General features: G+C 71.1%; 12 protein-coding genes and 1 tRNA gene. 4 read left to right on the top strand and 9 right to left on the bottom strand.

Annotated features, from left to right (window positions below; translation table 11 throughout):
- Positions 1–148 precede the first annotated feature (148 nt).
- Complete coding sequence (locus tag IOD14_RS38435; protein WP_123989493.1) at positions 149–1,204, top strand: LacI family DNA-binding transcriptional regulator; 1,056 nt, start codon at positions 149–151, stop codon at positions 1,202–1,204.
- 97 nt (positions 1,205–1,301) lie between these two features.
- Here the strand turns inward: IOD14_RS38435 and IOD14_RS38430 are convergent, their stop codons facing one another.
- The gene (locus IOD14_RS38430; RefSeq protein ID WP_212672727.1) at positions 1,302–2,198 is read right to left on the bottom strand and encodes an SDR family oxidoreductase; all 897 of its coding nucleotides are present in this window, start codon (positions 2,196–2,198) and stop codon (positions 1,302–1,304) included.
- Between the two features lie 161 nt (positions 2,199–2,359).
- On the opposite strand from IOD14_RS38430, the gene IOD14_RS38425 reads away from it, so the two are divergent.
- Positions 2,360–3,235 (top strand): LysR family transcriptional regulator, encoded by an 876-nt coding sequence (locus IOD14_RS38425; RefSeq protein ID WP_212672726.1) that lies wholly within the window; start codon positions 2,360–2,362, stop codon positions 3,233–3,235.
- Between the two features lie 49 nt (positions 3,236–3,284).
- On the opposite strand, the gene IOD14_RS38420 is transcribed toward IOD14_RS38425, so the two are convergent.
- The 4 genes from IOD14_RS38420 to IOD14_RS38405 all read right to left on the bottom strand — a co-directional run bounded on the left by IOD14_RS38420 (position 3,285) and on the right by IOD14_RS38405 (position 6,066).
- A tRNA-His gene (locus IOD14_RS38420) sits at positions 3,285–3,360 on the bottom strand.
- Between the two features lie 76 nt (positions 3,361–3,436).
- A complete protein-coding gene (orn, locus tag IOD14_RS38415) occupies positions 3,437–4,039 on the bottom strand; it encodes an oligoribonuclease (RefSeq protein WP_123989414.1) in 603 nt (200 codons plus the stop codon).
- A gap of 105 nt (positions 4,040–4,144) precedes the next feature.
- A complete protein-coding gene (locus IOD14_RS38410; RefSeq protein WP_123989413.1) occupies positions 4,145–5,374 on the bottom strand; it encodes a helix-turn-helix domain-containing protein in 1,230 nt (409 codons plus the stop codon).
- Positions 5,375–5,760: 386 nt separating this feature from the next.
- Complete coding sequence (locus tag IOD14_RS38405; RefSeq protein ID WP_123989412.1) at positions 5,761–6,066, bottom strand: hypothetical protein; 306 nt, start codon at positions 6,064–6,066, stop codon at positions 5,761–5,763.
- A 336-nt stretch (positions 6,067–6,402) separates the two neighbouring features.
- On the opposite strand from IOD14_RS38405, the gene IOD14_RS38400 reads away from it, so the two are divergent.
- Positions 6,403–6,930, top strand: coding sequence for a universal stress protein (locus IOD14_RS38400; protein ID WP_020123262.1), 528 nt, complete (start codon positions 6,403–6,405; stop codon positions 6,928–6,930).
- 218 nt (positions 6,931–7,148) lie between these two features.
- On the opposite strand, the gene glmS is transcribed toward IOD14_RS38400, so the two are convergent.
- Together glmS and IOD14_RS38390 are read right to left on the bottom strand one after the other, a co-directional pair.
- Positions 7,149–8,966 carry a glutamine--fructose-6-phosphate transaminase (isomerizing) gene (glmS, locus tag IOD14_RS38395; protein ID WP_123989411.1) on the bottom strand — a complete coding sequence of 606 codons (1,818 nt, stop codon included), beginning with the start codon at positions 8,964–8,966 and terminating at the stop codon, positions 7,149–7,151.
- Between the two features lie 13 nt (positions 8,967–8,979).
- Positions 8,980–9,237, bottom strand: coding sequence for a hypothetical protein (locus tag IOD14_RS38390; RefSeq protein ID WP_123989410.1), 258 nt, complete (start codon positions 9,235–9,237; stop codon positions 8,980–8,982).
- 165 nt (positions 9,238–9,402) lie between these two features.
- On the opposite strand from IOD14_RS38390, the gene IOD14_RS38385 reads away from it, so the two are divergent.
- Positions 9,403–10,965, top strand: coding sequence for a metallophosphoesterase family protein (locus IOD14_RS38385; protein ID WP_212672725.1), 1,563 nt, complete (start codon positions 9,403–9,405; stop codon positions 10,963–10,965).
- 18 nt (positions 10,966–10,983) lie between these two features.
- Here the strand turns inward: IOD14_RS38385 and IOD14_RS38380 are convergent, their stop codons facing one another.
- Positions 10,984–11,877 carry a DUF4429 domain-containing protein gene (locus IOD14_RS38380; RefSeq protein ID WP_123989408.1) on the bottom strand — a complete coding sequence of 298 codons (894 nt, stop codon included), beginning with the start codon at positions 11,875–11,877 and terminating at the stop codon, positions 10,984–10,986.
- Between the two features lie 23 nt (positions 11,878–11,900).
- Entirely contained in the window at positions 11,901–13,502 is a 1,602-nt protein-coding gene (locus IOD14_RS38375; protein ID WP_212672724.1) for an RICIN domain-containing protein, read from the bottom strand.
- Positions 13,503–13,504: the final 2 nt, after the last annotated feature.

The raw sequence follows: 13,504 nt of genomic DNA, 5'->3' as shown, positions 1-13,504 counted from the left end.
CGAGATCGAGAGCGGGGAGCCCGGGGACGAGGCCTTTCGGGGCCGAGGCGGGGGTCCGGAGGCGGCAGCCCCCGGTGCCGTCCACCTCAGCAGGCAGGACTGTTAGATTCCAGGCCAGCTAAGAGACACGGCGGGGAAGGCGGAGCCCATGGCAAGCCACGGAGCGCGGAGCCGGAGCGGTGGCCGGCCCACCCTCGAGGAGGTCGCCGCGCGCGCCGGCGTCGGCCGGGGCACCGTTTCCCGGGTGATCAACGGCTCGCCCCGGGTCAGCGACGCCACCCGTGCGGCGGTCGAGGCGGCGGTGGCGGAGCTCGGGTACGTCCCGAACACGGCCGCGCGCGCCCTGGCGGCCAACCGCACGGACGCGATCGCGCTGGTCGTGCCCGAGCCGGAGACACGGTTCTTCGCGGAGCCGTACTTCTCGGACATGCTCAAGGGCGTCGGCGCGGAGATCTCGGAGACCGAGATGCAGCTCCTGCTGATCTTCGCGGGCAGCGACCGCGAACGCCGCAGGCTGGCCCAGTACCTGGCCGCGCACCGGGTCGACGGGGTGCTGCTGGTGTCGGTCCACGCCGACGACCCGCTGCCCGACCTGCTGTCCCAGCTGGAGATCCCGGCGGTGATCAGCGGCCCGCGCTCGGCGGCGGAGACGCTCCCGTCGGTGGACTCCGACAACTACGGCGGCGGCCGCTCGGCGGTGGAGCACCTGCTGGCCCGCGGCCGCCGCACGATCGCGCACATCACGGGCCGCCTCGACGTGTACGGCGCCCAGCGACGCGTCGACGGCTACCGGGACGCGCTGCTCGACGCCGGGCACGAGGTGGACGAGCGGCTGATCGAGGCCGGTGACTTCACGGAGGAGGGCGGCCGCAGGGCGATGACGAAGCTGCTGGCCCGCCGCCCCGACCTGGACGCGGTCTTCGCCGGCTCGGACGTCATGGCGGCGGGCGCCCGCCAGGTCCTGCGCGAGGAGGGCCGGGCCATCCCCTCGGACGTGGCCCTGATCGGCTACGACGACTCGGCCATAGCCCGGCACATGGACCCGCCCCTGACCAGCGTCCGCCAGCCCATCGAGGAGATGGGCCGCCACATGATCGACCTTCTCCTCTCGGAGATCGCCGACCGCCGCCCCGCGGTCTCCCGGGGCCTGGAACGCCGCCAGGTGGTACTGGCCACGGAACTGGTGGAGCGGACGTCGTCCTGAGGCCACGGGCCAGGTCCCGCGGACGTCGTCCTGAGGCCACGGGCCCGTGCCCGGCGTGCGTTCCGTTCCTTCCGTGAACGGGGTCCCGGCGAAGTGCTCAGTCGGTCTTGAAGTAGTGGCCCGCCTCCAGATCCGGGATCAGCGCGGAGTGCTCCGGCCGCCAGCCGAGCAGCTTCTGCGTGCGGGCGCCCGAGGCCCGCATGTCGATGGCGGCGAAGCGGCCCAGCCAGCCGAAGTGGTCCGTCGCCTCCTCGGGGGCCACGTTCACCACCGGCACATCGAGCCCGCGCCCGATCGTCTCGGCGATCTCGCGGAACGGCACCCCCTCGTCGCCGATCGCGTGCAGCCGTACGCCCGCCGGTGCCGCCTCCAGCGCCAGCCGGAACAGCCGGGCCGCGTCGAGCCGGTGGACGGCCGCCCACCGGTTGGAGCCGTCGCCGACCATGCCGGAGACGCCCTTCTCCCGCGCGAAGTCGATGAACATGGGCACGAAGCCGGCGTCGCCCTCGCCGTGCACGCTCGGGGGAAGCCTCAGCACCGACGACCGCACCCCGCGCTCGGCGAGCGCGAGCGTCGCGGACTCCGAGGCGTGCCGGTGCTTGGCGGGGGAGTCCGGGTCGGCCGGGTCCTCCTCGGTGCCGAGGCGTCCGGGCGCGGTCAGCAGCCCCGAGGTGACCACGAAGGGCTTGCCGCTGCCTTCGAGCACCTCCCCGATGGCCCGTACCGCCTCGAGGTCGGCCTCCCCCGAGGCGGTCAGGTTGGTGAAGTCGTGGATGAACGCCAGGTGGGCGACCCCGTCGGCCGCCTCGGCGCCCCGGCGCAGACTGTCGAGGTCGGTCAGGTCCCCGCGGTGCACCTCCGCTCCCGCCGCCTTCAGTGCCTCGGCGGACCGGTCAGAACGGGCCAGGCCCACGACCTCGTGCCCGGCGTCGAGAAGCTCACGGGTGACGGCGGACCCGACGAAGCCGGTCGCACCGGTGACAAACACACGCATGGTGATCCTTCGTTGTGGTGAGTGAGGAGTTCCAGCGTGCGAAGGAGCGGCCGCGCGGGTCCAAGGCTTGTTCCGCATAGCGCAATACGCAACAGGCATGACAGCAGGTGAGGCCCTGTTTCTCGGAGAAGCGGTCGTGACCCCGGGCGTACGCTTCAGGCATGACCGACCTCGACCTCCGGCTGGTCCGGTACTTCACGGCCGTCGCCGAGCACCGGCACTTCGGGCGGGCCGCGGAGGCGCTGCACATCACCCAGCCGTCGCTGAGCCGGCAGATCCGGCGGCTGGAGCAGCAGTTGGGCGCGCGGCTGCTGGAGCGGACCCCGCAGGGGAGCCGGCTGACCGAGGCGGGGGAGGTCTTCCTGCCCCGGGCGAAGGCACTGCTGCGTTCGGCGGCCCAGGCGGCGAGCCTCGCCCGGGCGGCCGCCGAGCCCAGCCGGATCACCGTCGGGTACACGGCGGGGATCATCGTCACCCCGGCGGTGCGCGCACTGCGCGAGCGGTACCCGGACGCCGAGGTCAGGACCGCGCACGTCGACTGGAGCGAGCGGACGACGGCCCTGTCCGAGCTCAAGGTCGACGTCCTGGTGACCCGGCTGCCCTTCCCGACCGAGGGGGCGCAGGTGACGGTTCTCTACGAGGAGCCCCGGGTGCTGGTGCTCCCGGTCGGCCACCGCCTCGCCGGCAAGGAGTCCGTCACCCTCGACGACATCGCCGACGAACCGCTGGTCCGGGTCGCCGACCCGGCCTGGAACGCGTACTGGCGCATCGACCCCCGCCCGGACGGCCGCCCGGCGCCCGACGGCCCTCTGGCCGACGCCCTGGAGGACAAGTTCGAACTCGTCGCCTCCGGACAGGCCCTGGCCATCACGGCGTTGCCCCGGGCCGGCGCGCTGCGCCCCGATGTGACCGCCGTCCCGCTGCACGGAGTCGAGCCGGCCCATGTGGTCCTCGCGACCCGCGCCGAGGAGCGGAGCCGGCTGGTCACGGCCTTCCGCAAGGCCGCGCGCACCGTCCTCAAGGCGCCCGGCTCCTGAAACGACCTCAGCCGGTGACCTTGTTTCCAAGGTCACCGGCTGAGGTGAATGGGGTGAGTGACGGGACTTGAACCCGCGGCCACCTGGACCACAACCAGGTGCTCTACCAACTGAGCTACACCCACCATGTTCGGCTGTTCGGATTTCTCCGACCGGCCGAGAAAAAGTGTACAGGGTCTGAAGGGGTGCTCGCGCCCGGCTTTATCGCGCGGGCAGCACGTGCTTCGCGGCGATCGTCTTCGCGGTCTCGGAGTCGGGCCCGGGCTGCGGGACGAAGATCGCCTCGCGGTAGTAGCGCAGCTCCGCGATGGACTCGCGGATGTCGGCGAGGGCGCGGTGGTTGCCGTTCTTGTCCGGGCTGTTGAAGTAGGCCCGCGGGTACCAGCGCCGGGCGAGCTCCTTGACGGAGCTGACGTCCACGATCCGGTAGTGGAGGTAGTCCTCCAGGGTGGGCATGTCCCGCAGCAGGAAACCGCGGTCGGTGCCCACGGAGTTGCCGCACAGCGGGGCCTTGCCGGGCTCCTTGACGTGCTCGCGGACGTAGGCGAGGACCTGCTCCTCGGCGTCGGCGAGGGTCGTGCCGCCGGACAGCTCGTCGAGCAGCCCGGACGCGGTGTGCATCTGACGCACCACCTCCGGCATCGTCTCCAGCGCCTGGTCCGGCGGGCGGATGACGATGTCCACACCGTCGCCGAGCACGTTGAGCTCGGAGTCGGTGACGAGGGCGGCAACCTCGATGAGCGCGTCGTCGGACAGCGAGAGGCCGGTCATCTCGCAGTCGATCCACACCATGCGATCGTTCATGCGAACACCCTACGGCTGACGTCCGTCTTTGTGGCGCCCCATGTCGGTGCCGGGCGGCCGGAACGCCGGGCGGGGCCTTCACAGGCCGCGCCCGGCGTCAGGACGTCATGCTCCGCTGCGCTGCCCCGGCAGGCTGGCCCGGCCGCCGCCGACGTACAGCTCGCGGCCGTTGTCGGAGGACGGGCCCACGGGGGCCGGGGTGCGACGGGTCTGGAGCGGTACCGGACCGCTGTCCGGGTGCAGCGGCACGGGCGCGCCGGGCGCCGGACCTGCCGGGCCCCCCATCGGACCGTCGCTGTCCACCGGCTTGTCGCCCTGCGGACGGCGGGCGCGGTACGCGGCCCGGTAGGCGGCCGGGGACGAGCCCAGCTGCCGCCGGAAGTGCCCGCGCAGCGCCACCGGCGAGCGGAAGCCGCAGCGACCCGCGACCTCGTCCACCGAGTAGTCCGACGTCTCGAGCAACCGCTGCGCCTGCAGCACCCGCTGGGTGATCAGCCACTGCAGCGGGGCCGAGCCCGTCAGCGAGCGGAACCGGCGGTCGAACGTACGACGGCTCATGTACGCCCGCGCCGCCAGCGTCTCCACGTCGAACTGTTCGTGGAGGTGCTCCAGCGCCCAGGCGACGACCTCGGCGAGCGGGTCGGCGCCGATCTCCTCTGGTAAAGACCTGTCGAGGTAGCGCTCCTGACCGCCCGAGCGGCGCGGCGGGACCACGAGTCGGCGGGCCAGCGCGCCGGCCGCCTCGTTGCCGTGGTCCGTCCGCACGATGTGGAGACAGAGGTCGATTCCGGCCGCGGTACCGGCCGAGGTCAGTACGTCGCCGTCGTCCACGAAGAGTTCTCGTGGATCGACGTGCACCGACGGGTAGCGCTTGGCCAGTGTCGGTGCGTACATCCAGTGTGTCGTCGCGGGGCGGCCGTCCAGCAGGCCCGCGGCGGCCAGCACGAAGGCGCCGGTGCACAGGCCCACGATGCGGGCACCCTCTTCATGGGCTCGGCGCAGTGCGTCGAGCGCCTCCTCCGGTGGCGGAGAAGTGATCGAGCGCCAGGCCGGCACGACGACCGTGCCCGCGCGCGAGATCGCTTCCAGGCCATGCGGTGCGGTGAGTTCCAGGCCCCCTGTGGTCCGCAGTGGGCCTTCCTCGCCGCCGCACACCAATAGGCGGTAGCGCGGCACGCCGGCGTCCTGGCGGTCAATCCCGAACACCGACAAAGGTATGGAACTCTCGAAAATGGGGCCGCCGCTGAACAGCAGCACCGCGACGATCTCCTTGCGGCGTCGCCCGGAGAGCTTCCGGGCCGCGGCTTCCGGCGCGGCAGTGGAGTCGTGGCTCATACTGCTAAGCCCCCCTCGGTGGTCGCGGCGCCCCTAACTTGTCGGGCATGTCGCTCCAGCACGTTTCCCCTCGGTCCGGCACGAGTCCCCCGCCGTAAGACGTCAAGATCGAATCTACTGTGTCCCGTGGTGTCGGCGTGACCAGTTCGTCATCCGGCACATTGTCGACTTGGCAACTTGGCGTAAAGCATTCGATCACGAAGCGTTGCACTCGTGGGCCGTGCAGGGAAGTGCGCCTTGTGGCAGTGGCTAATCCACGTAGGGTGCACAGGACCCCGGAGACCCTATCCGTGCAGGTGGAACGGGGGTTGAGGGGTGGTCGGGGCAAGGGACACGCCCAACCTGGAAGTTGGCTGAAAAGAATCGTCGCGGTGCATGGAAACCGGTCAGCCGACCGGTGTATTTCCCCCAGTGTGACGACCGCCTCGATGGGCCCCGGTACCGCCCTTGTGACGACGGCCACGATGGGGCGCCCGCTCCTCGGCGTGCAGGCGGGCCGCGCCGCGCTCCGACTGGCGCAGGAGAATACGGCAGACGGCTGTGACGGCGGCCAGACCGAGGGCGGTGCCCGTCGCGCCGGCCAGCGAGGTGCCGTACCCGAGGAGGACCACGGGGACGAGGACGCAGCTGAAGGCGGCCCAGCGGACCACGTCCGTGGTGGAGTCCTCGGAGGGCGGTCGGTGTCCGGTCATCGCGTGCTCCCTGTGGCGTCCCCCTGCGGCGTGGCTCACGGGGTTCAACGCGTGTTCGACCCGTCGGTCACTGTGTCGAGGGGCCGTCCGGTGGGAACGGGGCGCGGGCGGCGCGTGAATCCTGTGCAAACCGCCTGTACAGCGCAGCAACCATTGCGTTACGGGCGCCCCCTCGTGCATGCTCCCTGGAACCCCCACGCACCGTGGTCGGGATCTGGGCTAAGGAGGCGTGCCGCCGTACCCTTGGGGGTATGGGGTTGGGAAGATGATTCCCGGACACAGCTCCGCCGCACACGGTCGTCCCTCCCACACAAGGATCACAACGCCGAGACAGCCATGGCCGGTCACGAATTCTTCGAACCAGCGGACCGCAAGCGGCCCGTCGCCGACCCTACGGCGGCCGAGCCCCTGGCGGCGGAAGAGCCACGCCACTCCTGCGACCCCGCCTTCAAGCACGGCGTCGTGGTCGGCTTCGACGGCTCCACGTCCAGCGAGCGCGCCCTCGCCTACGCGATCGGCATGGCCCATCGCTCCGGCTCGGGCCTGATCATCGTGCATGTCGCCAACCGGCTGCCCACCACCGTGTGGGCCGGCTGCGAGCCACCGGTCTTCGTCGACGTGCCGGACCATCGCACCGAGGTGCTCGGCCTCGAGCTCGCCTGTGCGGACTACCTGGCCGAGGTGCCCTGGATTCTCGTCGAGCGCGGCGGGGACATCTGCCACGAGCTCGAGGAGGTCGGGCGGGAGTACGAGGCGGACGCGATCGTCGTCGGCTCCACCCACGGCATCGTCGGGCGCATCTTCGGCTCCGTCGCGGGGCGGCTCGCCAAGCGGGCGAAGCGGCCCGTCATCGTCATCCCGTAACTCCCCTTCCGTGCAGGCGGAATGAGCGAACCTACCCGCGCGTAGAGGTGTTCGTGCCCTTGTGAAGGGCATATACCGGTCACCGACGGCTGCCTGCCGGGGCGTGACGGTCACCGGCCAAGTGGCAGCCGGCGCCGGGCTATTGGGCGGCCCCGGCGCATCGAGCGGACCCCCTGTGAGCGGTGGCATCACATGGGGGTCCGTCCTGCGAGGATCCGCTACTCGACGGTGACCGACTTCGCCAGGTTCCGCGGCTTGTCGATGTCCCGGCCCAGGGCCAACGCCGTGTGGTACGCCAGGAGTTGGAGGGGGATGCCCATCAGGATGGGGTCCAGTTCGTCCTCGTTCTTCGGGACCACGATCGTCTCGTCGGCCTTCTCCTGGTGCTGGTGCGCGACCGCCAGGATCCTGCCGCTGCGGGCCTTGATCTCCTCCAGCGCGGCGCGGTTCTTCTCCAGCAGGTCGTCGTCGGGGACGATCGCCACCGTGGGAAGGGCGGGCTCGATGAGGGCCAGCGGGCCGTGCTTGAGCTCGGATGCCGGGTATGCCTCGGCGTGGATGTAGGAGACCTCCTTGAGCTTCAGGGAGGCCTCGCGGGCCACCGGGTAGCCCCGGACACGGCCGACGAAGAGCATCGAGCGGGCCTCGGCGAACTGCTCGGCCAGCTTCTTGATCTCCTCCTCCTGCTCCAGGATCTCGGTGATCTGCGCCGGGAGCCTGCGCAGCCCCTCGATGATCCGCTTGCCGTCACGGACGGACAGGTCCCGGGTCCGGCCGAGGTGCAGGGCCAGCAGGGCGAAGGCCACCGTGGTGTTGGTGAAGCACTTCGTGGAGACCACGCAGACCTCCGGGCCCGCGTGCACATAGATGCCGGCGTCCGCCTCGCGGGCGATCGCCGAGCCGACCACGTTCACGACGCCGAAGACCCGCGCGCCCTTGCGCTTCAGCTCCTGGACGGCGGCCAGGACGTCGTAGGTCTCGCCCGACTGGGAGACCGCCACGTACAGCGTCTCGGGGTCGACGACCGCGTTGCGATAGCGGAACTCCGAGGCCGGCTCGGCGTCCGCGGGGATGCGGGCCAGCTCCTCGATCATCTGGGCGCCGATCATGCCCGCGTGGTACGAGGTGCCGCAGCCGAGGATCTTCACGCGGCGGATCTGGCGGGCCTCGCGGGCGTCCAGGTTCAGGCCGCCGAGGTGCACGGTGGAGAAGCGGTCGTCGATGCGGCCGCGCAGCACGCGGTCCACGGCGTCGGCCTGCTCGTGGATCTCCTTGTGCATGTAGGTGTCGTGGCCGCCCATGTCGTAGGAGGCGGCCTCCCACTCGACGGTGGTGGGCTCGGCCGTCGTGCGGGTGCCCTCCGTCGTGTAGGTGCGGAAGTCGTCGGCCTTCAGCGTGGCCATCTCGCCGTCGTCGAGAGTCACTATCTGCCGCGTGTGGGCGACCAGCGCGGCGATGTCCGAGGCGACGAACATCTCCTTCTCGCCGATGCCGAGGACGACGGGGGAGCCGTTGCGGGCCACCACGATGCGGTCGGAGAAGTCGGCGTGCATCACGGCGATTCCGTAGGTGCCCTCGATCACCCGCAGGGTGTCGCGGACCTTGTCCTCCAGCTTCTCCGCCTGGGAGCGCGCGATCAGGTGGACGAGGACCTCGGTGTCGGTCTCGGACAGGAACTCGACACCGTCCGCCTCCAGCTTGCGGCGCAGGTCGGAGGCGTTGTCGATGATGCCGTTGTGGACGACGGCGACCTTGCCCTCGGCGTCCATGTGCGGGTGGGCGTTCACGTCGGAGGGGGCGCCGTGGGTGGCCCAGCGGGTGTGGGCGATGCCGGTCGTGCCCTTGAAGCGGGCCGGGACCTTGGCCTCCAGGTCACGGACGCGGCCCTTGGCCTTGACCATCTTCAGGCCGGCCGTCTTCGGCGAGGTGACGACTATGCCGGCCGAGTCGTAGCCGCGGTACTCCAGGCGCTGCAGACCCTCCAGGAGCAGCGGGGCGACATCGCGCCTCCCGATGTATCCGACAATTCCGCACATAAAGATGTGTCCCCTAGCCGTAGACCATGCGGCGCAGCTGCCTCAGCGTCAGCTCCGGCGGCGCCACCGCTCGATATTTCAGGTCCGCCTCGATCCGTCCGAAGATCTCCGTGTTCACCAGGCCCTGGGCCTGGAGCTCGCGGTGGCGGCGACGGACGAACTCCACGGTCGTCTCGTCGAAGTAGGCGAGCACGTCCTGGATCACCCGCAGCGCCTCGCCCCGGCTCAGGGGCGTGGACCGCGTCAGATGATCAACAAGTTCGTCGTGCACCCGGTAGATCCTGGGGTAACGGAAGCCGTTTCGCAAGAATCCTGCCCGATATCGGGCAGGACACTGTTGATGTTCTTATGAACGTCTGTTCGCGAGCTGTCCATTCTGCGTCCCACACCTCGTTGCCCATGGGGACGAGTTTCAGACGCCATGGACATTCCTCGCATGGGCGTACCCGAGCAGCTCGCCGAGCGCATGAGCATGGCCGAGCAGCACGAGTACCTGCGCACCAGATTCTCCCGGCGCACGATGATCAGGGGCGGCGCCGTCACGCTGGGCGCCGTCGCCGGTGGCGCGTTCGTGCCGGGCGCCGTCGCCCAGGCCGCCACACCCACCCGGACCTTCGCCTCCGCCACGACCGTCGACGGCGCCCTGGTCGCCCCCTTCGGCCGTCACCTCGCCTACGGCAACGACCCGCGCACGGAGATGACCGTCTCCTGGCAGGTGCCGGTCGCGGTCAAGAAGCCGTTCATCCGGATCGGCGCCCACCCCTGGGACCTCTCCCGCAAGATCGAGGCCGAGGTGCGCACCCTGTACACCCCGGCCGGTGTCGGCGCGAGCGCCGACCACACCCAGTACTACGTGCACGCCAAGCTGAGCCGGCTGCGCCCGGGCCGGACCTACTACTACGGCGTCGGCCACCAGGGCTTCGACCCCGCCGAACCGCACCTGACCGGCACCCTGGGCACCTTCACCACCGCGCCCGCCCACAAGAAGCCGTTCACCTTCACGGCCTTCGGCGACCAGGGCGTCAGCTACCACGGCCTGGCCAACGACAGCCTGCTCCTCGGCCAGAACCCGGCTTTTCACCTGCACGCCGGCGACATCGCCTACGCCGACCCGACGGGCCAGGGCAAGTCGGCCGACACCGGCTTCGACTCGCGGGTGTGGGACCAGTTCCTGGCCCAGACCGAGTCGGTCGCCAAGTCCGTGCCGTGGATGGTGAGTTACGGCAACCATGACATGGAGGCCTGGTACTCGCCCAACGGCTACGGTGGCGAGGAGGCCCGCTTCACGCTCCCCGACAACGGGCCGGACAAGGCACACCTGCCGGGCGTCTACTCCTTCGTCTACGGCAACACGGCGATCATCTCGCTGGACCCCAACGACGTCTCCTTCGAGATCCCGGCCAACCTCGGCCTCTCCGGCGGCACCCAGACGAATTGGTTCGAGGGGCAGCTGAAGAAGTACCGGGCCGCGAAGGACATCGACTTCATCATCGTGTTCTTCCACCACTGCGCCTACTGCACCTCCACCGCCCACGCCTCGGAAGGGGGCGTGCGCCAGGAGTGGGTGCCGCTGTTCGAGAAGTACACGGTGGACCTGGTCATCAACGGCCACAACCACCAGTACGAGCGCACCGACGTCATCAAGGGCGACAAGGTCGCCAAGAAGCTCCCGATCGGCGAGACCGCGTACCCCGAGACCGAGGGGGTCGTCTACGTCACGGCGGGCGCCGCGGGCCGCAGCCTGTACGCGTTCACCGCGCCGGACTCCTACGAGGGGCACCTCAACGAGCAGGAGTCCGTGGCCTCCTTCATCAACACCAAGGACGGCAAGGTCAACGAGACCGTCGCCTGGTCCCGGGTGCGCTACCTCAACTACTCCTTCCTGCGCGTGGACGTGGAACCCGCCTCCAAGGGCCACTACGCCAGGCTGAAGGTGTCGGGCATCGCCGAGACCGGTGACCGCATCGACCACTTCACGGTGGCGCGCAGGGCGAAGTAGCCGCCTCGGCAGGGGCTGTCACATCCGCTTGAGGATCGCCTGCTTGGCCATCGTGAACTCCTCGTCCGTCAGGACACCCGTGCGGTGCAGCTCGCCGAGCTCGCGCAGTCGGCGCAGGAGGGCGTCGTGGCCGTCCTCGGCGGAGGCGACCGGAGAAGAAGGCGTTTCCGGTCGCAGCTCCTTCTTCGCGGGTACGTCGACGGCGGCGGCCCGGGCCGGGTGCGGAAGCCTGGCCTGGACCGCCGCCGCGACCAGCGCCATCAGCGGGTCCTTCTTGAAGCCCCACAGCTCCACCGCGTTGGGGTCGTACTTCGGCGGGGCCTTGGTCGGGGCGTGCCGCACGGTGAAGCGCAGGTGGCCGTTCTCCAGGCCGGCCGCGGGCTGCCACTCCACGGCGACGACGTCGGTCAGGGCGAGGGTGCGGGGGCCTGCCGAGGCCTTGGCGTCCTCCGTCTTCCAGTTCCACTCCAGACGGATGTGCTCGCCGTCGAAGCCGGCGGTGCCGTCCCCGGCGGACACCGCGAGAGGCACGGCCGGGCCCGGGAGCAGATACCCGTCCACGGGGGCGGTCGGGACCTGGTCGAGAAGCAGCGCGTTGCGCACCTCGTCCACGAAGTACTCGGCGACGCCGTAGCGGTCCGACTCGACGGTCAGCTGGTAGGGGTCGTGCGGCTCGGTCAGCCGGCCGCCGGTCGCGTGCAGCAGCGGGTCGGCGCCGTCGCGCAGCCGCAGCCTCAACCGGCCCGTCTTCCGGCCCTGTTCAAACGAGATGCCCGCCAACGCGCCCAACGGTACGACGAGTTCGCCCAGGGTCTTGCGGAGCAGTCCGACGTTCTTGTCTCTTCCGGGGGTCAGCCGCAGAGCGTCGCCGTCGAAGACCCATGTGCCGTCCTTCTGGAGGATTTCCGCCATGGGGAAATTCTGGCATTCGGGGCTCAGTTGGCCAGCGCCCCGGCCAGGGCGTCGTCCAGGACGAAGCGGATCGCGCTCCCGGCCGCCTTGGCCGACAGCATGCGCAGCTCGCCGCCGGTGATTCCCAAGGCGATGGCGGGGTTGTCCTGGCAGACCAGTGCGAAGGTCCTGTCCTGCCGGGTCTCCAGGAGGAACGCCTGGTCCTCCGGGTAGGGGGCGGAGTCTCCCTGCGCGTAGGCGCACGGCCGCAGCTGCATGGGGTCGCCCACGGCCCGGTAGCCGGCGATGTCCAGACAGAACGTCGACGCCACGTGCTGGAGGGCCACGGCCCCGCTCCCGATGTCGACGACCCGCCACCGCTGAGTCGTGCCCGCGTCGCAGGCGGCCGGCGCCGGGGAGCCACCGGCGGCGGCACCGACACAACTCCCGGCCCCGGCCGCGCTCTTCAGGGCGACGGTCGCGAGCACGGTTCCCGCCTGCCGGGGGGAGGCCGAGGGCGAGGCGGCCGGGGAGCGCGGGGGACCGGCGGGCGGCGGACCGTAGGAATCCACGGCGGCTCCGGTCCCGGTGTCGGACAGCAGGTTCAGCGTCACGGCGGTGGCGACGGCCGTGACCAGGACGGCGAGGACCAGAGCGAGCACGGGACGGCGTGGCGCCGGTACGGCGGGGGCGGTGTGCGTGGGCGCGGTGCCGGGCGGGGGAGCCGCGAGGGAGGTCCGGGGCGCGCCGGCCGGTTCCGCTGACGGGGCCGCGGCTGCCGGCGGCTCCGTCGCCGTCCCCGTCCCGCGTCCTGCCGTGACCCGCGAGGCCACCGCGGCCCACGAGCCCCGCTTGGCCCGCTCGGCTCTCTCCGAGGGCGCCGGAACCGCCCCGTCGGACCGGCCGGGCCGCGCCGCACGGTAGGCAGGGCCGCCCCACACCAGGAGCTGGTCGACGAGCAGGGGCCGTAACTCCCGCGTGCCCCCTGACGTGAGCGTGCGCAGCAGCGCGATGTCGTGGGTGCAGAACTCGCATGCATCCAGGTGCTGTTCGAGATCGGCCGGGGTCTCGCGATGGGTACCGCGGGCGATCGCGCCCAGCATGCCGCCGTAGTGCACACAGCGGGCGTCGGCCGTGTGCTCGGTGCGCAGCCGCAGGAAGGTGTCCGCGAGCCGGGAGCGGGCCGTCTCGGCCATCGAGGCGGCGAAGTCCCGCGAGGTGTTCAGCACCCGGGCGGCGCTGTCCGGTTCACCTTCCGCGAGGCACAGCCACAGCGCGGCCCGCGACTGGTCGGCCAGCTCCGCGAACGCCCGCAGCAGCAGCGCGTGGTGCTCCACCCGCCGCAGCGTGTCCGCCGTGCCGAAGGTCTCGCCCGCCTGCCGCGCCCACTCCCGGAAGGCGGGGCGCAGGAGTCCGGCGCGGTCGTCCCGCAGCCACCCGAAGGCCGTCCGCCGTACGTCGGCCAGGAGGGTGTGGCGCGCGGCGGGTTCCCGCTGTCCGTCCAGCACCGCCGCCGCGAGGTCCGCCGCCGCGGCCGGCCTGCCGCAGAACGCGCCCGCGTAGGTGTGGACGGCCGCGACGTCCTCCGCGGGGATCGCGGTCGCCGACTCGTGCAGGACCCGCTGTGGCGTGTGCTCGGACATCATCG

It is taken from the genome of Streptomyces sp. A2-16, from assembly GCF_018128905.1.
Lineage (GTDB): Bacteria > Actinomycetota > Actinomycetes > Streptomycetales > Streptomycetaceae > Streptomyces.
Note: the sequence above shows the minus strand (reverse complement) of the source record. Positions and strands in the feature narration are given on the sequence as shown.